Origin of the sequence: Dactylosporangium salmoneum (assembly GCF_039532525.1) — a bacterium.
Taxonomy (GTDB): Bacteria; Actinomycetota; Actinomycetes; order Mycobacteriales; family Micromonosporaceae; genus Dactylosporangium; species Dactylosporangium salmoneum.
Genome location: NZ_BAAARV010000064.1, coordinates 1 through 22,110 on the forward strand (window position 1 = coordinate 1; position 22,110 = coordinate 22,110).

11 protein-coding genes are annotated in these 22,110 nt (G+C 75.2%); 6 read left to right on the forward strand and 5 right to left on the reverse strand.

Annotation, left to right across the window (positions count from 1 at the left end; all coding sequences use genetic code 11):
* Window positions 1-7,616 (reverse strand): type I polyketide synthase (locus ABD352_RS32835; protein WP_344616410.1); only part of this gene is annotated, 7,616 nt, incomplete at its 3' end.
* A 364-nt stretch (window positions 7,617-7,980) separates the two neighbouring features.
* Complete coding sequence (locus ABD352_RS32840; RefSeq protein ID WP_344616411.1) at window positions 7,981-8,451, reverse strand: nuclear transport factor 2 family protein; 471 nt, start codon at window positions 8,449-8,451, stop codon at window positions 7,981-7,983.
* 409 nt (window positions 8,452-8,860) lie between these two features.
* On the opposite strand from ABD352_RS32840, the gene ABD352_RS32845 reads away from it, so the two are divergent.
* The 3 genes from ABD352_RS32845 to ABD352_RS32855 all read left to right on the forward strand — a co-directional run bounded on the left by ABD352_RS32845 (window position 8,861) and on the right by ABD352_RS32855 (window position 13,619).
* On the forward strand, window positions 8,861-11,566 hold the full coding sequence (locus ABD352_RS32845) for an AAA family ATPase (protein WP_344616412.1): 2,706 nt from the start codon (window positions 8,861-8,863) through the stop codon (window positions 11,564-11,566).
* Window positions 11,567-11,724: 158 nt separating this feature from the next.
* The gene (locus tag ABD352_RS32850; protein ID WP_344616413.1) at window positions 11,725-12,765 is read left to right on the forward strand and encodes a 3-oxoacyl-ACP synthase III family protein; all 1,041 of its coding nucleotides are present in this window, start codon (window positions 11,725-11,727) and stop codon (window positions 12,763-12,765) included.
* Window positions 12,762-13,619: a 3-hydroxybutyryl-CoA dehydrogenase gene (locus ABD352_RS32855; protein ID WP_344616414.1), complete on the forward strand. Its 858-nt coding sequence runs from the start codon at window positions 12,762-12,764 to the stop codon at window positions 13,617-13,619. Before ABD352_RS32850 ends, ABD352_RS32855 begins: the two co-directional genes overlap by 4 nt.
* 215 nt (window positions 13,620-13,834) lie before the next feature.
* Here ABD352_RS32855 and ABD352_RS32860 read toward each other — a convergent pair whose 3' ends face one another.
* Both ABD352_RS32860 and ABD352_RS32865 read right to left on the reverse strand, forming a co-directional pair.
* A complete protein-coding gene (locus tag ABD352_RS32860; RefSeq protein WP_344616415.1) occupies window positions 13,835-16,249 on the reverse strand; it encodes an FtsX-like permease family protein in 2,415 nt (804 codons plus the stop codon).
* Entirely contained in the window at window positions 16,243-16,983 is a 741-nt protein-coding gene (locus ABD352_RS32865; RefSeq protein WP_344616416.1) for an ABC transporter ATP-binding protein, read from the reverse strand. The genes ABD352_RS32860 and ABD352_RS32865 overlap by 7 nt, the downstream gene beginning before the upstream one ends.
* Window positions 16,984-17,109: 126 nt before the next feature.
* Here ABD352_RS32865 and ABD352_RS32870 point away from each other — a divergent pair, with 126 nt between their 5' ends.
* Together ABD352_RS32870 and ABD352_RS32875 are read left to right on the forward strand one after the other, a co-directional pair.
* Window positions 17,110-18,219 carry a sensor histidine kinase gene (locus tag ABD352_RS32870; RefSeq protein WP_344616417.1) on the forward strand — a complete coding sequence of 370 codons (1,110 nt, stop codon included), beginning with the start codon at window positions 17,110-17,112 and terminating at the stop codon, window positions 18,217-18,219.
* Window positions 18,212-18,874, forward strand: a complete 663-nt coding sequence (locus tag ABD352_RS32875; protein ID WP_344616418.1) for a response regulator — start codon at window positions 18,212-18,214, stop codon at window positions 18,872-18,874. The genes ABD352_RS32870 and ABD352_RS32875 overlap by 8 nt, the downstream gene beginning before the upstream one ends.
* A gap of 147 nt (window positions 18,875-19,021) precedes the next feature.
* Here ABD352_RS32875 and ABD352_RS32880 read toward each other — a convergent pair whose 3' ends face one another.
* Window positions 19,022-20,038: a LacI family DNA-binding transcriptional regulator gene (locus tag ABD352_RS32880; RefSeq protein WP_344616419.1), complete on the reverse strand. Its 1,017-nt coding sequence runs from the start codon at window positions 20,036-20,038 to the stop codon at window positions 19,022-19,024.
* A 189-nt stretch (window positions 20,039-20,227) separates the two neighbouring features.
* Here ABD352_RS32880 and ABD352_RS32885 point away from each other — a divergent pair, with 189 nt between their 5' ends.
* Entirely contained in the window at window positions 20,228-22,093 is a 1,866-nt protein-coding gene (locus ABD352_RS32885) for a ricin-type beta-trefoil lectin domain protein (protein WP_344616420.1), read from the forward strand.
* Window positions 22,094-22,110: the final 17 nt, after the last annotated feature.

Consider the following 22,110-nt stretch of genomic DNA (forward strand, 5'->3'; position numbering starts at 1 on the left):
GCCGGCGCCCCGACCAGCGACTGCAGGCCGGCCGGCACCGCCGCGGTCACGCCCCCGCGCAGGGCGGCGAGGTCCAGCCGCGCCGGCACCACGAGCGACGCCCCGGCCGCCAGGGCCGCGTCGAAGAGGGCGAGCCCGTGCCCGCGCTCCAGCGGCACCAGCCCGCCGCGGGCCAGGCGGGCACGGTCGGCGCCGGTGAGGTGCTCGGTGAGTGCGCCGTCGCCGGCCCACAGGCCCCAGGCCACGGACACGCCGGCCAGCCCGGCCGCCGCCCGCCGCGCCGCGACCGCGTCGAGCACGGCGTTGGCCGCCGCGTAGTTGCCCTGACCGGGCCCGCCGATGAGCCCCATCACGGAGGAGAAGAGCACGAACATCCGCAGGTCCAGCCCGCGGGTGAGCTCGTCGAGGTGCAGCGCGGCGTCGGCCTTGGCGGCGAGGACGCGGTCGCACTGCTCGCGGGTGAGCGACCCGATGACCCCGTCGGCGAGCACGCCCGCGGTGTGCACGACGCCGGTCAGCGGTCGGTCGGCCGGCACCGCCTCGAGCAGCGCCGCCACCTGGTCCCGGTCGGCGACGTCGGCGGCGGCCACCAGCACCCGCGCGCCGGCCCGCTGCAGCTCCCCGGCGAGCTCGGCGGCCCCGGGCGCGTCCGGCCCGCGGCGACTGACGAGGACGAGGCTGCGCACGCCGTGCCCGGCCACGAGGTGCCGCGCCACGAGCCCGCCGAGCGCCCCGGTCCCGCCGGTGATGAGCACGGTGCCGTCGCCGAGGTCGGGCCGGCCGGTCGGCAGCGGGGACCGGACCAGGCGCGGCACCAGCATCGCCCCGCCGCGCACGGCCACCTCGGGCTCGCCGGTGGCGACGGCGGCCAGCACGTCGCCGTCGGCGCCCGGGCGGTCCCGGTCGTCGAGGTCGACCAGCGCGATCCGGCCCGGGTTCTCCGACGCGGCCGAGCGGGCCAGGCCCCAGACCGCCGCGGCGACCGGGTCGGGCGCCGGGTCCTCGGGACCGGCCGCGACCGCGCCGCTCGTCACCACCGCCACGAGACGGGACTCGTCGGCCAGGTGCTCCCGAAGGCGCGCGAGGGCCTCGCCGACGCCGTCGTGCAGATCGGCGCCCACCGCCGGAAGGTCCAGCCGTACGACGTCGGGCGCCTCGGCCCGCGCGGCCGGGGCCGGGCGCCACTCCAGGCGGTGGAAGGCGTCGTCGGCCGGCGCGGTGAAGGGGCGCCAGCCCAGCGAGCCGATCCGGCCCAGCGGGCGGCCCGCGCCGTCGGCGAGGTCGAAGGTGGTCCCGCCCGCGCCGTCGGGCGACACGCGCACCCGCAGTTCCCGGGCGCCCGCGGCGTCGAGGGCCACGTCGCGCCAGGCGAACGGCAGCTGCGTGCCCCGCACCGGCCCGAGCAGCGCGGCGTGCAGGGCGGCGTCCAGCAGCGCGGGGTGGATCGCGAGCCGAGGATCGTCGTCGACCGGCAGCGTCACGGTCGCGTAGACGTCCTCGCCGTCCCGCCAGGCGGCGGTCAGTCCCTGGAAGGCGGGGCCGTACTCGTACCCCCGTGCCGCCATCTCCTCGTAGAAGCCCGCGAGATCGACCGCCGACGCCTCAGCGGGCGGCCACTCGACCGGCTCGAAGTCCTCGGAGGCCGTGACCAGCGAGCCGCTCGCGTGCGCGGTCCACTCGGCGTCGTCGCCCGGTCGCGAGTGGACGGTCACCGCCCGCCGCCCACCACCATCCGGTTCAGAAACCCAAACCTGCACCTGTACCGCATCGTCGCCGTCCAGCACCAACGGCGCCTGGATCGTCAACTCCTCCACGACCGGGCACCCGCATGCCTGACCGGCCCTCAGCGCCAGCTCGACGAACGCGGTGCCCGGCAGCAGTACGGTGCCGTTCACGGCGTGGTCGGCCAGCCACGGCTGCGCACCCAGCGAAACCCGCCCCGCCAACAGGTACGCGTCCGCGTGCGCCAGCCGGACCATGTCCAGCCCGCCGTCCCCCGCAGCCCAGAACCGCTCGTGCTGGAACGCGTACGTCGGCAGGTCCACCCGCCGTCCGCCGCCGAGCCCGAAGTCGACCCCGATCCCCTGGGTGTATGCCTCCCCCAGCGACGTGACGAGTCGCCGCATCCCGCCGTCGCCCCGGCGCAGCGTCCCCACCCCGAGCGCCAGCACCGGATGCGCACTGCACTCGACGAACCCGTCAAGCCCAAGCCCCCGCGCGGTGTTCACCGCATCGTCAAACCGCACCGGCTGCCGCAGATTCGTGTACCAATACGTCCCATCCAACTGCGACATATCCAGCACATCGCCCGTCACCGCAGATATGAACGGAACTCGACCCGCAGCCGGCTCGATATCGGCCAGGTCAGTCAGGATCTGCCCACGCAACTCCTCCACCTGCGGCGTATGCGACGCATAATCCACCGGGATCCGGCGCACCCGAACGTCCTCACCGCAGGAGGCCACGAACTCGTCCAACGCCTCAACCGGACCAGCCACCACCGTCGCCGACGGACCGTTCATCGCCGCAATAGAGAGCCGGCCGTCGATCAGCTCACGCACCCGATCCACCGGCTCGGCGACCGAAACCATCCCACCGCGACCGGCAATCGCCCGCAGCGCCTTCGACCGCAGCACCACCACCCGCGCGCCATCCACAATGGACAAGCCACCGGCAACCACCGCCGCGGCGATCTCACCCTGCGAATGACCGATCACGGCCGCAGGAGTCACGCCATAGGACTCCCACATCGCGGCCAGGGAGACCATCACCGCCCACAGGACCGGCTGCACCACGTCGACCCGCTCCAGCAACTCCGGATCGGTCAGCGCATCCCGCAGCGACCAGTCCACCAACGACGCCAGGGCTCGCTCGCATTCGGCGAAGACCGGGGAGTCGGCCAGCAGTTCGGTCGCCATACCCACCCACTGCGAACCCTGGCCCGGGAACACGAACACCGCCCGGCGGCCCGCACCGGCGAAGCCCTCCACCAGGTTCGCGAACGGCTCCCCCGCGGCCAGCGCCGCCAGGCCCGCCAGGGCCTCCGCACGGTCCGCCGCCACGACCACCGCCCGGTGCTCCAGCGCCGCCCGGCCAGAGGCCAGCGAGAACGCCACATCGGGCAGACCGAGTGACGGGTCCCCGGAGAGCCATTCGGCCAGCCGGGCCCCCGCCTCCCGCAGCGCGGGCAACGAGCGGGCCGACACCACCAGCGGCACCGGCCCGGAAGAGGGGGACGGCACGCGGTCGACGGCCGGCGCCGACTCCAGGATCACGTGCGCGTTGGTGCCGCTGATGCCGAACGCCGATACCCCGGCCCGGCGCGGGCGGCCGGCAAGAGACCACGGCCGGGACTCGGTCAGCAGCTCGACCGAGCCGGCCGACCAGTCCACGTGCGACGAGGGCTCGTCCACGTGCAGGGTGCGGGGCAGCACGCCGTGGCGCATCGCCTCGACCATCTTGATGACCCCGGCCACCCCGGCCGAGGCCTGGGTGTGGCCGATGTTCGACTTCACCGAGCCGAGCCACAACGGCTCGGCGCGGTCCCGGCCGTAGGTGGCCAGCAGCGCCTGCGCCTCGATCGGGTCGCCCAGCGCCGTGCCCGTGCCGTGCGCCTCGACGGCGTCCACGTCGGACGGCCGCAGGCCCGCGCCGGCCAGCGCGGCCCGGATCACCCGCTGCTGGGAGGGGCCGTTGGGGGCGGTCAGGCCGTTGGAGGCGCCGTCGGAGTTGACCGCCGAGCCGCGCACGACGGCGAGCACCGGGTGCCCGAGCCGCTGCGCGTCGCTGAGCCGCTCCAGCAGCAGTACGCCGACGCCCTCGGACCAGGCCGTGCCGTCGGCGCCCTCGGCGAAGGCCTTGACCCGCGCGTCGCGGGCCAGACCTCGCTGGCGGCTGAACTCGGTGAACATGCCCGGGCCGGACATCACCGTCACGCCGCCGGCCAGGGCCAGGGCGCACTCACCGGCCCGCAGCGCCTGCGCGGCCAGGTGCACCGCCACCAGCGACGACGAGCAGGCGGTGTCCACGGTCAGGGTGGGGCCCTCGAAGCCGAACGCGTAGGAGATCCGGCCCGACGCGACGCTGGGGGCGCTGCCGGTCAGGACGTACCCCTCGTCGCGCGGGCCGGCCTCGTGCAGCCTCGGGCCGTACTCCTGCGAAGTGCACCCGACGAACACCCCGGTGCCGCTGCCGCGCAGGCCCGCGGGGTCGATCCCGGCCCGCTCGAAGGCCTCCCACGACGCCTCCAGCAGCAGCCGCTGCTGCGGGTCCATGGCGAGCGCCTCGCGGGGCGAGATGCCGAAGAACGCGGCGTCGAAGCCGGCCACGTCGTCGAGGAAGCCGCCCTGCGCGACGTACGAGGTGCCGGGGCGCTCGCCGGTCGGGTCGACGAGACCGGCGACGTCCCAGCCGCGGTCCGGCGGGAACGGGCGCAGCACGTGCCGCTCGTCGAGCACCAGCCGCCACAGCTGCTCGGCCGAGGCGACGCCGCCGGGCAGCCGGCAGGCCATGGCCACGATCGCCACCGGCTCGGCGGCGCCGGCGGGCGCCGCGGTGGTGGCCGGCTCGGCCTCGGTGGGCGCGCCGGCCAGCTCGTCGGCGAGGCGCAGCGCCAGCCGGGCGGGGGTCGGGTGGTCGAAGAGAAGCCCGCCGGGCAGCGTCAGCCCGGTGGCGGCGGCGAGGCGGTCGCGCAGCTCCACGGCGGAGAGCGAGTCGAAGCCCAGGTCCTTGAACGCCCAGTGGATCTCGACCGCGCTTGCGCCGCCGTGCCCGAGCACGGCCGCCGCCTCCGCCCGGACCAGCCGCAGCAGCGCATCGGCCCGCGCGGCCGGCTCCAGCCCGGCGAAACGGCCCGCGACACCGCCCGCGACACCGCCCGCGACACCGCCCGCGACACCGCCCGCGACACCGCCCGCGACACCGCCCGCGACACCGCCCGCGACACCGCCCGCGGCCGAAAAGTCGGCCGAAGAGCCGGCGAAATGGCCCGCCGCCGGCGCCGGGGACTCGACCCGCGCCCCGTCGGCGCCGATCCAGAGGCGTTGGCGCTGGAAGACGTACGTCGGCAGCTCGACCCGCCGGGCGCCGGCGAACTCGCCGGTGCGCTCGACCGCGACCCCGCGCGCCTCCAGCCCGGCCAGCGCGGCCAGCAGCGTCCGCCGCTCCGGCCGGTCGGCCCGCAGCGCCGGGACGAACGTCGCCCCCTCCACGCAGTCGCGCCCGAGCGCGGACAGCACGCCGTCGGGCCCCAGCTCGGCAAAGAGCGTGACCCCCACGTCGCGCAGGGCCCGGATGCCGTCGGCGAAGCGCACGGTCGCCCGCACGTGGCGCACCCAGTGCTCGGGCGTGCACAGCTCGTCCGGCCCGGCGACGGCCCCCGTCAGGTTGGTGACGATCGGAATGACCGGCCTGTGGTACGTCAACGACTCCGCCACCCGCCGGAAGTCCTCCAGCATCGGCTCCATGAGCGGCGAGTGGAAGGCGTGCGAGACGGTCAGCGCGCGGGTGCGGAAGCCGTCGGCGGCCAGCCGCTCGGCGATCCCGCGCAGCGCGGCACCGTCGCCGGACAGCACCACCGAGGCGGGCCCGTTGAGCGCGGCCAGCCCCACGAGGTCCTGGCCGCGCAGGTACGGCGCGACGTCCCCCTCGCCCGCCTTCACCGACACCATGCCACCGCCGGGCGGCAGCGCCTGCATGAGCCGCCCCCGCGCGGCCACCAGCTTGCAGGCGTCGGGCAGCGAGAGCACGCCGGCCACGTGCGCGGCGGCCAGCTCCCCGATCGAGTGGCCGAGCAGGTAGTCGGGGCGCACGCCGTGCCGCTCGAACCAGCGGTGGAGCGCGACCTCCAGCGCGAAGAGGGCCGGCTGCGCGTGCCCGGTCCGCTCCAGCAGCGCCGGGTCGCCGGCCTCGAAGACCACGCGCCGGACGTCGGGGCCGAGCAGGGCGCAGCACTCGTCGAAGGCCGCGGCGAAGGCGGGCTCGGTGGCGTACAGCTCCCGGCCCATCCCGATCCGCTGGCTGCCCTGGCCCGTGAAGAGGAACGCGAGCCGGCCGGAGCCGGCGGTGGTGCCGGTGACGACGCCGGACGGGCGGGCGGCCGCGGGATCGGCGAGGGCGGCCAGGCCGTCGAGCAGCTCGGCGCGGTCCTCGGCGACGACCGCGGCGCGGTACTCGAAGGCGGTCCGGGTGGTGGCGAGCGAGTACGCGAGGTCGGGCAGGGCCACGCCCGGGTCGTCCGCGACGGCGGCGTGCAACGCGGCGGCCTGCGCGGCCAGCCCCGCCTCCGACCGCGCCGACACCGGGAACGTGAGCGGGCCCCCGTGCGCCGGGGCCGCTTCGGGGTCGTCGTGTTCCCAGGCGCCCAGGACCACGTGGCAGTTGGTGCCGCCCATGCCGATGGAGCTGACGCCGGCCAGCAGCGGCCCGTCCGGCGACGGCCACGGCCCGAGGCCGGTCTGCACCGCCAGGCGCAGCTCGTCCAGCGGGATCAGCGGGTTGGGCGCGCGGAAGTTGAGGCTGGCCGGCAGCTGCCGGTGCCGGAGGCTGAGCACCACCTTGAGCAGCCCGGCGATGCCGGCCGCGCCCTCCAGGTGCCCGATGTTCGTCTTGACCGAGCCGACCCGCAGCGGTGCGTCGGCGGGCCGGCCGCGGCCGAGCACCGCGCCGAGCGCGGCCGCCTCCACCGGGTCGCCGGCGCGGGTGCCGGTGCCGTGCAGCTCGACGTACTGGACCTCGCCCGGGTCGACCCCGGCCCGCCGGTAGGCCTCGGCGAGGACGTCCTCCTGCCCGGCCCGCCCGGGCACGGTCAGGCCTTCGGTGGCGCCGTCGTTGCCGACCGCGCTGCCGAGGATGACGCAGTGGATCTCGTCGCCGTCGGCGCGGGCCCGGTCCAGGGTCTTCAGCACGATCACGCCGCCGCCCTCGCCACGCACGAAGCCGTTGGCCCGCTCGTCGAAGGTGAAGCAGCGCCCGTCGGGCGAGAGGCCGCCGAAGCGGGCGGTGATCCACGAGGTGTGCGGCAGCAGCGCGAGGTTCACGCCGCCGGCCAGCGCGACGGTGGACTCGCCGCGGCGCAGGCTCTGCACCGCCAGGTGTACGGCGACGAGCGACGACGACTGCGCGGTGTCGACGGTCAGGCTGGGGCCGCGCAGGCCCAGCGCGTAGGAGATGCGGTTGGCGATGATGCCGCGCACCAGGCCGGTGGCCGAGAACGGGGTGACCGCCCCGGCACCGAGGGCGTGGCTGAGCTTGGCGTAGTCCTCCCACATCGAGCCCATGAAGACGGCGGCGGGGCTGCCGGCCAGCCGGTGCGGCGGGATGCCGGCGTGCTCCAGGGCCTCCCAGGCCAGCTCCAGGGCGAGCCGCTGCTGCGGGTCCATGACCGCCGCCTCGCGCGGCGAGATGCCGAAGAACGCCGGGTCGAAGGCGTCGGTGGCGTCGAGGTAGCCGCCCCAGCGCGCCCCGGGCAGATCGGGCGCGGCGTGGGCCGGGCGTTCGGTGATGGCGTCACGCCCCTCGCGCAGCAGCCGCCAGAACTCGGCGGGCCGGTTCGCGCCGGGCAGGCGGCAGGCGAAGCCCACCACCGCGATCGGGCACTCGACGGCGCCGTCAGACACGAAAGGCCTCCCCATCCCGAGTTCGCCAGCCGCAGCGCACCCGCGATCCATCCCGAGTTCGCCGGCCGCAGCGCACCTACGATCGATCGGGCCGCTAAAGCGGCGCTAACGCATCGACGGCTGCGACGCTAGGCAAGCCACGAGGGGGCGGAACACCCTTACCGGGCCCCTAACAACGGCGCAATGGGCCGAGAATCCCGCACCCTCTCGACAACCGCGCGGGATCGTATATGATCGGCACAGCCCTAGTGGCCAACCCCTGAGCGCGGCCATGAATCGCGGGTTAAGACAATGTCGAATGTCGATCGCCATGCGTTCACGTGAACGTCGCCGCCAACATCGGGCGGCGGAGGGATCGAGAGCGCTACCGCGCGGCGCGCAGGGCCATTCCGGCCGTGGCGTCCAGGAGCCCGACATCGGTGCGGCCCCAGTAGATCCAGCACGCCTCGATGAGCCCCTCGTCGTTGGCCCGGATCAGGCCCACGACATTCAGGGTGAGCAGGGTGCGCCGGGGATTGCGCGGCGCGTCGAGGAAGCCGTGCGCCACCAGCGCCGGCCCGAGCGGGAGGTAGTTCATCTGCACGGTCACCGGCAGCATGGCGTGCCGGCCGTCGCCGGCGGCCACCGGCACGCCCGGTATGTCGTAGGTCTCCGACTCCGCCGCCCGGGTGAAGTGCCCGCGCAGCTCGTCGTGGCCGATCATGGGCCGCGCGCCGACCGGGTCCTCGAAGCGCACGTCCCGGCTGTAGAGCTCCAGCATGTAGTCGACGTCGCCGGTGTTCATGCGCCGGCAGTGCTCGGCCAGCAGGCCGGTGAGCTTCGCATCGGTGAGCATGGATCCCCCATGGGCCGTTTCGCCCGACCCTTGCAGGCGTGGCGGGGGGCTGTCAAGGGCGGGCACGGCGAGCACCGTCCACTATGGACGGTTACCGTGACGGACATTACATATTTACGTTGAGCACTTCGTAACAGCACCGCAACGAGCGATTTCACCGAACGTAGCAAGCAGTCTATCCGGGTCGCGTTAATGCATTCCGGGTGCATCTGCCGCCTTACCCAGGTCGGAAAAAGTCCGAAAGCTGACGAAGCCGGGACGGTGATCCCATGTCGGCCCCCACCGTGTCCCGTGCCCCGAGATTGACGGTGGTCCGAGCGTCGCCCGAGCGGCTACCGTATCGAAGGTCGACAGGCCCGAGTGTTCGCGTTCATTCGTCTTTACGAAGAGGCGGCTGTAGATGGCTCTGGTGGAGCGCAAAAATGAGCTCGACACCCTTGAGCAGGCTCTGGACGCATGCCTGCGCGGCCACGGCGGCGTCGCGCTGATCTCCGCCCCCGTGGGGTGCGGCAAGACCGCCCTGTGGCACGCGGTGCAGCAGCGGGCGACCCCCGCGGGCGCGGTGTGCCTTTCCGCCACCGGTTCGCGGGTGGAGAGCTCGCTCGCCCTCGGCGTGGTGGACCAGCTCTTCGCCGGCGCGCCCTTCGCCGAGGACCAGCGGGTCCGCGTGGGCCGGCTGCTGCGCGAGGGCACGCTCAACGCGATGCTGTACGAGACGGGCGCCGTGCCACTGGTCAGCGCGGAGGTGTTCGGCGCGCTGACCGAGGCCCTCGTCGAGCTGTCCGAGCGGGTCCCGCTGGTCATCGGCGTCGACGACGTGCACCTCGCCGACGCCGCCTCGCGGCAGTTCCTGCTGTACCTGGCCCGCCGGGTGCACCGGGCCCGCGTGCTCATGGTGCTCACCGAGTGCGTCGGCGCGCAGCCTTCGGACCCGCTCTTCCGGGCCGAGCTGGACAGCCAGCGGCACCTGCGCCAGATCCTGGTCGGGGCGCTGTCCCGGGCCGGGGTGGCCGCGCTGGCCGGCGACGGCGTCGCCGAGCTGCACCGCATCAGCGGCGGCAACCCGCGGCTGCTCACCGCGCTGTTACTGGACCGGCAGGCGGCCGGCGGGACCGAGCCCGTGGCCGTCGCCGACGCGTTCGCCCAGGCGGTGCTCAACTGCCTGTACCGCAGCGACGCCACCGTCCTGCGGGTGGCTCGGATGGCCGCCGTGCTGGACGAGCCGGCGCCCCTTGCCGTGCTGGCCGAACTGGCCGAGCTGGACCCCGCGGCGACCAGCGGCGCGCTCGCCGCCGCGGCCGGCATGGGCATCCTGCGCGAGGGCCGGTTCCACCACCCGCGGGCCCGGGCGGCCGTGCTCTACGCCATGCCCGCCCCCGAGCGGGCCGCGCTGCACGAGCGGGCGGCCCGGCTGCTGCACGCCACCGGGGCCGCCGCGATCCAGGTGGCCCGGCACGCCATCGCGGCCAGCCCGGCCGACGGCGGCTGGTCGGTGCCCGTGCTGCGCGACGCCGCGGAGGCCGCCCTCGAGGACGACGACACCGCGCTGGCCCTGGACTGCTGCCGGATGGCCGACCGGATCGGGGCCTACGGGCCGCAGCGGACCGCGGTCGCCGCCGCGCTGGTGCGCACCCAGTGGCGGCTCGACCCCTCCGCCGCCGACCGGCCGCTCGGCGAGCTGGTGACCGCGGCCCGGGCCGGGCACCTGAGCGTGCCGCAGGGCCTCGAGCTCATCCGCCACCTCATGTGGCACGGCCGGCCGGAGCAGGCGGTCGAGCTGCTGCGCCGCTTCGCCGCCGCGGCCGAGCCCGCCGACGTGCCGGCCGCGATCGAGCTGCAGCTGGTCCGCCAGCAGCTGTGCTACGTCTACCCGGGCCGCTCCGGGCAGATCCGCGCGGCCGCCGGGCCCCCGCTGCCCGGGCTCGGCCACGCCGGCGCCGACTGGTCGGTGCGGCTGCAGGCGGGCCGGGTCGTCGAGGCGCTGACCACCGGCGCCGCCATCTCGGACGAGACGCTCGGCGATGCCGAGCACGTGCTGCGCACCGTGCGGCTCACCGACGACACCGTCGGCCTGGCCGCGTACTGCGTGGAGGCCCTCATCGGCGCCGAGCGCCTGGACGCGGCGGCGAGCTGGTGCGACGGGCTGATCCGGGAGGCCGGTGCGCGCCGCGCGCCGGTCTGGCGGGCGCTCTTCCGCGCGATCCGGGCCGGCGTCAACCTCCGCCGCGGCAACCTGGCCGAGGCCGAGGAGGACTCCCGCGGCGCGCTGACCCAGTTCTCGCCCAAGGGCTGGGGCGTCATCATCGGCGCCCCGCTGTCCACGCTGATCCTCAGCACCACCATGGCGGGCCACCACGACCAGGCGGTCAACCACCTCAACGTGCGGGTGCCGGCGGCCCTGTTCCAGGCGCGCACGGGGCTGCTGTACCTGCGCGCCCGCGGCCGCCACCACCTGGCCACCGGCAACCGGCAGGCGGCGCTGAAGGACTTCACCACCTGCCGCGACCTGATGCGCTCCTGGGGGCTGGACCTGCCGACGCTGCTGCCGTGGCGCATCGACCTGGCGGAGACCTACCTCGCGCTCGGCGACCAGGCCCAGGCCCGCGCGATCCTGCGCGACCAGCTCGACCACCTGGGGCCGCACACCGACCGGGTCCGCGGCGCCGGGCTCCGCCTGCTGGCCAACGCGTCCGAGCCGGAGCACCGGGCCGGCCTGCTGCACGACGCCGCGAGCGTGCTCGAGGCGACCGGCGACCACCACCAGCTCATGCTCGTGCGGGCCGACCTGCTGACCGACCAGCAGCGGCAGCCGCGCGAGACGCCGGCCGGGCACAACGTGCTCGGCGGCCACCGCGGCGCCTCGGCGCAGCGGCCGGGCCGGCCCGATCACATCGCCGAGCTCAGCGACGCCGAGCTGCGCGTCGCCGCCCTGGCCGCCCGCGGGCACACCAATCCGCAGATCGCGCGCTCGCTCTTCCTCACCGTGAGCACCGTCGAGCAGCATCTGACGCGGGTGTACCGCAAGCTCAACGTGCCCGGGCGGTCCGCGCTGCCGCGGGAGCTGACCCGGCGCAGTCGAGGCTATGGCGGCCTTCCGCGGGCCGTCAGCCCCTAGCCCGCCCCTAACCCGCCCCACCCGCGCCAGGTGCCATCGGGGGCGCCCCGGTTAGGGGTGTACGCCCCCGCCGGGCCCGCCTTACGTTGCTAACCGGTCGAAGCGGGTGAGTGCATCCAGGCCCCGCCGGCCGCTGGTCCGCAGCCAAGGAGGGTCTGGTGGCCGTGACCGCCTTCAATACGATGATCGCTCCGCCGGTCGGCATCCTCGCCACCGGGTCCTATCTGCCGGCGCTCGAGGTCGGAAGCGACGAGGTCGAGCGCCTCGTCGGGGTCGAGCCGGGCTGGATCGAGCGCAAGACCCGCATCCGGGCCCGGCGCCGGGCCGCGCCCGAGGAGGCGACCTCCGACCTGGCCGCCCAGGCCGCCGCGAGCGCGCTGGCCCAGGCCGGCCTCGACGCCGACAGCATCGACTACCTCGTGGTGAGCACGTCGACCGGCGACCACCCGATGCCGCCGACGTCGAGCCTCGTGCAGAGCGCGCTGTCGGCCGCCCGGGCCGCCTGCTTCGACGTCAACGCGGTGTGCAGCGGCTTCGTCTACGCCATGGCGCTGGCCCGCGGGCTCGTGTCGCTGTCGCCGGGCGCGCACGCGCTCGTCGTCGGGGCCGACATCTACTCGCGCATCCTGGACTTCGGCGACCGCCGCACGGCCGTGCTGTTCGGCGACGGCGCCGGGGCGGCCGTGCTGGGGCCGGTCCCCGAGGGGTACGGCATCATCGACCTCGACCTGGTCAACCACCGCGGCACCGAGAAGCTCATCCGCATCGAGGCCGGGGGCAGCCGCCGCCCGCCGACGCGGGAGACCGTCGAGGCCGGCGAGCACTACTTCCGCATGGACGGCCGCGGCGTGCGCGACTTCGTCATGGAGAACGTGCCGCCGACCCTGGCCGCGCTGGTCGAGCGGGCCGGCTACGGCCTCGACGAGGTCGACCACTTCGTGCCGCACCAGGCCAACGGGGTCCTGCTCGACGAGCTCGTCGGGCGTTGCGGGCTCGAGGGCGCGCGGACGCTGCACACCCTGGAGCGGTACGGCAACATCGGCAGCGCCTCGGTGCCGGTGACCCTCGACGAGGTCAACCGGGCGGGCTCCCTCGCCGACGGCGACCTCGTGCTTCTCGCCGGCTTCGGCGGGGGCATGTCCATCGGCGCCTGCCTGCTGCGCTGGTCAGGCCGCGCACTCGGGGAGGAGACGCGATGAGCGACATTCAGCGGGTCGGGATCGTGGGCTGCGGCATCATGGGCTCCGGCATCGCCGACGTGTGCGCGAGGCGCGACGTCGACGTGATGGTCGCCGTGGCCGGCCCGGCGTCGGCGGAGGCCGGCCGCAAGCGGGTGACCGGCTCGCTCGACAAGGGCGTGCGCAAGGGCGCCGTCACCGAGCAGGAGCGCGACGCGGCCCTGTCCCGCATCCGGTTCACCACCGACCTCGGCGACCTGGCCGACCGGCAGCTCGTCATCGAGGCGGTCCGCGAGCACGAGCCGACCAAGCTCGAAATCTTCGCCACCCTCGACAAGGTGGTCAGCGACCCCGACGCGATCCTCGCCTCCAACACCTCGGCCATCCCGATCATCCGGCTGGCCCGGGCCACCGGGCGGGCCGCGCAGGTGATCGGCGTGCACTTCTTCAACCCGGTGACCGCGCTGCCGCTGGTCGAGCTGGTCGGCTCGCTGCTGACCGCGCCGCGGACCCGCGAGCGGGCCGGGGCGTTCGTGACCACGGTGCTGGGCAAGCGGGTCGTCGCCGCCCCGGACCGGGCCGGCTTCGTCGTCAACGCGCTGCTCATCCCGTACCTCGTGTCGGCCATCCGGATGGCCGGGGCCGGCCTGGTGACCGCCGAGGCGATCGACAGCGCGATGACGCTCGGCTGCGCCCACCCGGTGGGCCCGCTGCGGCTCGCCGACATGATCGGGCTGGACACCGTCGCCTCCATCGCCTCCTCGCTCTACGAGGAGTCGCACGACCCGGCAGTGGCCCCGCCGCCCGCGCTGCTGCGCATGGTGGAAGCCGGCCTGCTGGGCAAGAAGAGCGGCCAGGGGTTCTACGCCTACTGACGACGACTTGACCAATGGTCAAGGATCAAGCCGCCGCCCACCCCCGACCCCGGCGGGCCGGGATCAAGCCGCCGCCCGCGGCCGACCCCAGTGGGCCGGGATCAAGCCGCCGCCCCCGCCCGACCCCGGCGGGCCGGGATCAAGCCGCCGCCCGCGGCCGACCCCAGTGGGCCGGGATCAAGCCGCCGCCCCCGCCCGACCCCGGCGGGCCGGGATCAAGCCGCCGCCCTCGGCCGACCCCGGTGGGTCGGGACCAGGCCCGCGAGCAGCGCGATGGCGAGGCACAGGCCGACCGCGCCGGCCACCACGGGCCAGGGCACGACCAGGGCGACCGGCGCGCCGACCTGCGCGCTGAGCCCGGCCCGGATGCTCACCAGCGCACCGAGGGCGACCGCGCCGCCGAGCAGCGCGCCCAGCAGCACCACCAGCCCCGACTCGGCGGCCACGCAGGCGAGGACCTGGCGGTGGGTGGCGCCGGCCAGCCGCAGCACCCGCAGGTCGGCGGCCCTCCCGGCGGCCGCCATGAACAGGGTGTTGGCCACCGCGATGGCGCCGTAGCCGGCCGAGACCGCGATGAGCATCAGCGTGAACAGCCACACCAGGCGGTCCTCGGCGGCGTCGGCCTCGGCCGCCCAGGCCGCCGCGGTCACCACCCGCGCCCCGGCGGCCGGCCGCAGGGCCGGGTCACGCAGGAGCACCGCGGAGGTGAGCGCCGACGGGTCGTGGGCGCGCACGGTCGCCCGGGACAGGAGCACATCGCCGCGGACGGAGCCGTCGGCCACCACGGCGACGACCCGCAGGCGCACCCGCTCGCCGTCGGCGAAGACGAGCGGGTAGTCCTCGCCCACGCGACGGCCGGCTTGTCGCGGTACCACCGCGGCATCCTCGTCGGCGAGATCGCCCAGCGCGCCGTCGAGCACGCGGGCGCCCCGGTCTGTCGCGGCGAACGCGGCCGGGTCCACGCCGAGCGCGCGCAGCGCCCGGTCGCCGTCGTAGACCGTGGCCGGCAGCAGCGCCGTCCCACCCGGGGCGCCGGCCACCGCGGCGTCGGTGAGCCCGGGCGGGCCGTCGGGCACCAGCACCCAGCCGGCGTCGACCTCGGCCTGCCGTCCGGCCGCGTAGGCCGCGGTGCTCGTGCGCACCATGCCGGCCACCAGCACCGCGAAGGCGACGGTGAGCAACACCGGAGAGGCCGTGGCGGCGGTACGGCGGGCCGCGCTCGAAGCGCCCTCGCGCACCAGCAGCCCGATCGCTCCCCCGCCCCGCCGCCGCGGCAGGCGCAGCACCCGGGCCAGCGGCGCGACGGCCGCCGGCGAGAGCACCGCCACGCCGGTGACCAGGGCCATCGCCCCGTAGAGGGCGAACGCCGCGCCGTCCTCGGGCGCGCCGGCGGCGGCGGTGCCGAAGCCGCAGGCGATGCCGGCGGCGAGCAGGACGCCGCCGATGCCCCAGCGGGCCCGACCCATCGCGCGGCGCTCGACCGCCGCCTCGCGCAGCGCCTCCAGGGGCCGCACCCGCGCCGCCCGGCGGGCCGCGGCGCCCGCCCCGAGCAGGGCGACGAGCGGGCCGGCGGCCAGGGCGGCGAGGATGGGCAGCGGCGCGTAGCCGACCTCGTACGTGGCCGGCTCCAGGCCCACGCCGACGAGCAGGCGCCCGACCGGCGGGGCCAGCGCGGCACCCACCGCCACGCCGATCGCGGCGCCGGCGGCGCCGACGAGCAGGGCCTCGCCGTACACCATCCGCCGCACCTGCCGCGGCGTGGCCCCGACCGCGCGCAGCAGGCCCAGCTCCCGCCGCCGCTGCGCGACCCGGTAGGCGAAGGTCGAGGCGACGACGAACACGGCGGCGAAGCCGGACAGGGCCGTCACGCCGGTGAGCACCTGCAGGCCGATCCAGCGCAGCCGCGCGTCGGCCGCCGGCTCCAGATCGGCGCGGGCGGCGCCGGACAGCACCCGGCCGTCCGCACCGACCAGCTCCCCCGCCGCGGCGGCCACCCGGCCCGCGTCCGCGCCCGGTGCCAGCACCAGGCCGATGGCCCGCACGCCCGGGGCCAGGCGGGCGGCGACCGCGTCGGCGACGTAGTACCCGGGCGCGTCCGTCGAGCCGGTGACCGTGAACTGGGCGGGCCCGGCCGCGGTCAGCAGCGTCACCCGCGCGCCCACGGCCCGGTCGGCGGCGACCTCGCCGTCCCGCTCGGGCGCGCGGCCCGCGGTCAGGCGGGTCCAGGCCCAGCCGTGCCCGGCCTCGGCGTCCTGCAGGAAGAACGTGTGGTCGGGGTAGGCCTTCGCGACCCCCGGGACGGCGGCCAGCGCGGCGGCGAGCTCGTCCGCGCGCGACGCCGACCAGGGCACCGTCGTGCTCACCACGACGGGCGTCGCGGCGAACCGCGCGGGCACGACCGGCCGCCCCGCGGCAAGCAGCAGCAACGCCGCGGCGAGCAGCGCCACCCCGACGGACACGGCGACGAGGGCACCCGCGGCCCGCCGCAGCATCAGCACGACGCCGCCGGCGACACGGGCACCCGCGGCCCGCCGCAGCACGACGCCGCCTGCAGAGAGGGCGCCCACGGCCCGCCGCAGCACGACGCCGCCTGCAAAGAGGGCACCCGCGGCCCGCCGCAGCGTCAGCACGGCGCCGTCTCCAGGTGGGCGGCGCGGGCGGCGATGGCATCGGCGGCGAGCGGCCCCGGCAGCTCGGCGGCGATGCGGCCGTCGGCGAGGAACACGACCCGGTCGGCCCGGGCGGCGGCGACCGGGTCGTGGGTCACCATCACCACCGTCTGCCCGTGCTCGTCGACCAGCGCCCGCAGCAGGTCGAGCACGTGCCGCGAGGTGACGCTGTCCAGCGCCCCGGTCGGCTCGTCGGCGAAGACCACCGCCGGGCGGCTGACGAGGGCCCGGGCGATCGCCACCCGCTGCTGCTCGCCCCCGGACAGCTCGCTCGGCCGATGCCGGAGCCGGTCGCCGAGACCGACCGCGGCCAGCGCCCCGGCCACGTCGGCCGCGGCCGGGCGGCGGCCGGCCAGGCGCAGCGGCAGCGCCACGTTCTGCTCGGCGGTGAGCGCGGAGACGAGGTTGAAGGCCTGGAAGACGAAGCCGATACGGTCGCGCCGCAGCCGGGTCAGCGCGTCCTCGCCCAGACCGCCGAGCGTCACCCCGTCGATGGCGACCGAGCCGGCGGCCGGGCGGTCGAGGCCGGCCGCGCAGTGCAGCAGCGTCGACTTGCCCGACCCCGATGGGCCCATCACCGCGGCGAACGTGCCGGCCGCGAAGCCGATCGATACACCGTCCAGCGCCACCACGCGCCGGGCGCCCGCGCCGTACTCGGCGCGGACCCCGTCCAGTACCACCGTCTGCGTCGTCATGGCCGAAACGATGCCGCGCGGGGGCGGCCCACACATCGGACCAAGGCCGTCACTTCCCGTTCATACCTGGGTATGACGACGCCCGGTCCGACGCGCCCGGCCGCGCCGCCCGCTACCGTCGAGGCCATGCAGCTCAGCGGGCGGCTCGCGGCCGCGATCGACGCCGCCGCGGTGGTGCCGGTCGGGGCGGCGTGCCTGGCGGCGGCCTATGCCGCGCCGGAAGCCGGCGGGCCGCACGAGCCGGGCTGGGTCTCGGTCGTCGTGGCGCTGGCGATCTCGGCCCCCGTCGCGGTGCGCCGGCGGTGGCCCTACGCGGCCGCCGCCGTGGCCACCCTGGCCGCCGCGGCCGCGCTGGTCACCCAGGTCATCCCCTCGTTCGCCGGCGTCGCGCCGGGCTGCGCGCTGGCCCTGGTCTTCTACAGCCTGGGCGCGGCCGCCCCGAACCGGTGGGGCCTGACCGCCGCGGCCGCGGGCGCGGTGCTGGCCGGCGTCGGGGTGCGGCCGCCGACGGTGGCCGTGTTCTTCGGCCTCGCCGCGGTGGGGCCGGCGTTCGCGCTCGGCTACGTCGTGGCCGAGCGGCGGGCCCAGGCGGCGCTGCGCGACGAGCAGCTGGTCCGGCAGGCGACGGTCGAGGAGCGGCTGCGGGTCGCGCGGGAGCTGCACGACGTGGTGGCCCACACGATGACGCTCATCGTGGTCAAGGCGTCGATCGCCAACCACGTCGCCGAGAAGAGCCCGGCCGAGGCCCGCGACGCGCTGCGGGTGATCGAGACGGCGGGGCGGGAGGCCATGCTCGAGGTGCGGCGCATGCTGGACATGCTGCGCGAGGACACGCCCGACGCGCCCGTGCGGGGGCTGCGGGACCTGCCGGAGCTGGCCTCCCTCGCCACGGTGGGAGGGGTGGAGGTACGGCTGGAGCTCGACCCGCCGGACGCGGCGCTTCCCGAGGCGGAGGGGCTGGCGGTGTACCGCATCGTGCAGGAGTCCCTCACCAACGTGGTCAAGCACGCCGCGCCGGCCCGCTGCCGGGTGCGGGTCGAGGTGCGCGGCGGGGAGGTCGGCATCGAGGTGACCGACGACGGCGGCCGCGCGGCGGCGCCCGGCCGGGCCGGCCACGGGCTGATCGGCATGCGGGAGCGGGCCGCGATGCACGGCGGGACGTTCGCGGCCGGCCCGCGCCCCGGTGGCGGGTTCGCGGTCCGGGCCAGGCTCCCCGTCGGGGCCGCTCGTGATTAGCGTGCTCATCGCCGACGACCAGGCGCTGCTGCGCGGCAGCTTCCGGGCGCTGGTCGACCTGAGCGGCGACTGCGCGACCGTCGGCGAGGCGGGCACGGGCGCGGAGGCGGTGGACCGGGCCGTCGAGCTGTTGCCGGATGTGGTGCTCATGGACGTACGGATGCCGGAGATGGACGGGATCGAGGCCACCCGGCGCATCTGCGGCGACCCCGCGCTGCCCGGCGTCCGGGTGCTCATCCTGACCACGTTCGACCTGGACGAGTACGTCTACGGGGCCCTGCGCGCCGGCGCGAGCGGCTTCCTGCTCAAGGACACCCCGCCCGCCGACCTGCTGGCCGCCATCCGCGTCGTGGCGGCCGGCGAGGCGCTGCTGGCGCCGTCGGTGACCCGGCGGCTGATCGCGGAGTTCGCCCGCCGCCCGCAGCCGGCCCGCCCAGTGCCGCGGCGGCTGGAGGGCGTGACCGAGCGGGAGCGGGAGGTGCTCACGCTGATCGGCCGCGGCCTGTCCAACACCGAGCTCGCGGCCCACCTCTGCCTGAGCCTGGCCACCGTGAAGACCCACATCGGCCGGATCCTCGCCAAGCTCGGCGCCCGCGACCGCGCCCAGCTCGTCATCGTCGCCTACGAGACGGGCCTGGTCACGGTCGGCGAGTGAGGGCCGCGCGAGCGGACCGCGGCCGGCGCGGAGCTGACCGCCCAGTTCAGCGCGGCGAGCGGCTGCGGGCCCACACCCCGGCCGATGCCCGGCAAGGCGCACCATCCCGTTCCATGCCGCATATGCGGCAGAACGTGGCTGTAACTGTTACAGCGCTCGCGGCGGGGCGGTGGAGCCACGGACCACCAGATCGGTGGCCAGTTCCACGTGCAGGGCGTCGAGCTCGTGGCCGCCCATCATGCGCAGGAGCATGGTGACCGCCATCCGCCCGAGCTCGGCCAGTGGCTGGCGCACGGTGGTGAGCATCGGGCTGGTGGCCCGGCTGACCTCGATGTCGTCGAAGCCGGCCACCGACAGGTCCGCGGGGACCCGCAGCCCGCGCTCGGCCGCGGCCCGCAGCGCGCCGAGGGCGATCTTGTCGTTGAAGCAGGCCAGCGCGGTCGGCGGCGACGGCAGGTCGAGCAGCTCACCGGCGGCCGCGTGGCCCTGCTCCTCGTTGGGCTCGGTGACGAAGCGCAGCAGCTCGAGCGGCGGGAGGGCGCCGACGTCGACCAGCGGGGCGATGTAGCCGGCCTGCCGGCCGTCGCTCACCGACCACTCGCGCGGGCCGCCGATGATGCCGATGCGGCGGTGGCCGAGGCCCACCAGGTGGGTCATCACGCTGCGGGCGCCGGCGAAGTGGGCCGAGGACACCGCGACGACGTCGCGCGGCGGCGCGGTGCGCGGGTCGACCACCACGAACGGGAACTGCCGGTCGCGAAGCGCCGCCAGGTCCTCGGCCGGCTCCGGCGGCAGGATGAGGACCGCGCCGCGCACGCCGGCCCGCTCGGGCAGCGTCGGCAGCGGGCTGCGGCCGGCCGCGCTCTTGCCGGCGTTGAGCACGACGCCCATGCCGTGCAGCTCGACGGTCTCCACAATGGAGGAGACGATCAGCCCGAAGTAGTCGCTGAGCACGTAGGGGCAGCGCACGAACACGGTGTCGCCGCCCGCCGCCGGGCCGGAGCGGGCCCGCGGCCCGTGGGCGCCCAGCTTGTGCGCGGCCCGCAGCACCAGGTCGCGGGTCTGCGCGGAGACGTTGGTGTGGCCGTTGAGCACGCGCGAGACGGTGGCCACCGAGACACCTGTCTCGTCGGCAAGGTCTCGGATCGTGGCACGTCTCGGCACGCGCGCAGTATAGGTGACTCAAGATTTGTTACTTGTTTCATTATGTCTTGCTGTGTTTCGTTGACACAACGCAGCATCGGGTGTTGTCTATGTGACACCCCGCCGAGTACCGCCCCTCACCCGATCACGACCGCGACGCGCCGCCCGCCAGCCGCGCCCGGTCGCACCGCCCCCGAAAGGGGATCCCCCATGCCCAAAACCAAGTCCAGGGCCCGGCAGGCGACCATCCTGGCGGCCGTCGCCGTGGCCGCCGCGGCCGCCGTGGTGCTGCCGCAGTCGTTCGCCAACGCGGCGAACGAGAGCGTCAACGTCTGGCTGACCACCACCTCCGACTCCGGCGGCCGGACCGTCACCCGCGGCCTGCAGCAGCAGAACTCCATCGCGTTCAGCGCCGGCAGCGGCAGCGCCAACCAGACCATCACCGTCAACGAGGGCACCACCTACCAGCCGTTCGAGGGCGCCGGCGCGTCGTTCACCGACACCGCCGCCTTCGACATCCGCGGCAGCGGCACGCTGAGCTCGGCCACCCAGAACGACGTGATGACGAAGCTGTTCAGCCCGACGTCCGGCATCGGCCTCAGCGCGCTGCGCAACGTCATCGGCTCCTCGGACCTGGCCCAGAACAGCTACTCCTACGACACCACCTGCTGCGACCTCAACGACTTCTCGCTGTCGCGCGACGCCGACGTCATGGCGCTGACCAAGCAGGCGAAGAGCCTCAACCCGAGCGGCATCGTCATCGGCTCGCCCTGGTCGGCGCCGCCGTGGATGAAGGACAACAACGCGTACAGCCAGGGGTACCTCCAGGCGCAGTACTACAAGACGTACGCGCAGTACTTCGTGAAGTACATCCAGGGCTATGAGGCCCAGGGCGTGCACATCAACTACGTGACCGAGCAGAACGAGCCCGGTTGCTGCGCCGGCTACCCGTCCATGCAGTGGCCCGTCTCCGGCCTGCAGTCCTTCGCCAAGAACGACCTGATGCCGGCCCTGCAGAGCGCCGGGCTGAGCACCAAGCTGCTCATCGGCGACTGGAACTTCGACACCTACGACACGTGGGTGTCGCCGCTGATCAACGACTCGGCGATCCGCAACCACCCGAACTTCGGCGGCATCGCCTGGCACGACTACGGCGGCAGCCCGACGCAGATGACCACGGTGCACAACCAGTTCCCCGGCGTGAACCAGTACTTCACCGAGCACTCCGGCGGCACCTGGGTCAGCAACCAGCAGGTCGAGGACATGTACGACCTGATCGACTACTTCCGCAACTGGGGCCGGTCCTGGACCAAGTGGAGCCTCGCCGTCGACCAGAACATGGGCCCGCACAACGGCGGCTGCGGCACCTGCACCGGCCTGATCACGGTGCACCGCGGCGACTCGCGCAGCGGCCAGGTCGACTACACCATCGAGTACTACACGATGGGTCACCTGACCAAGTTCGTCCGGCCCGGCGCCGTGCGCATCGACTCGACCGCGAACACCACCATCCCCAACGTGGCCTTCAAGAACCCGGACGGCTCGAAGGCTCTCATCGCCTTCAACTCCAGCGGTTCGACGCAGACCCTGAAGGTCAACTGGGGCGGGCAGTCGTTCACCTACAGCCTGCCGACCAAGACCTCGGCGACGTTCACCTGGAACGGGACCACCAGCGGCGGTGGCGGTAGCACGCACACGGGCGCCATCACGGGCATCGGCGGCAAGTGCGTCGACGTCGCCTCGGCGAGCTCCGCCAACGGCACCGCGGTGCAGCTGTACACCTGCAACGGCAGCGGCGCTCAGCAGTGGACCGTCGGCAACGCCGACAACAGCGTCCGCGCGCTCGGCAAGTGCCTCGACGTCACCTCCGCCGGCACGGCCGACGGCACGCCCGTGCAGATCTACGACTGCAACGGCAGCGGCGCCCAGCAGTGGACGGCCAGCGCCGGGAAGCTCGTGAACACCGGCTCCGGCAAGTGTCTCGACGCCACCGGCAACAGCAGCGCGGACGGCACCCGCCTGCAGATCTGGACCTGCTTCGGCGGCGCCAACCAGCTCTGGACGCTGCCCTCCTAGACGTTCGTCGACCCGGC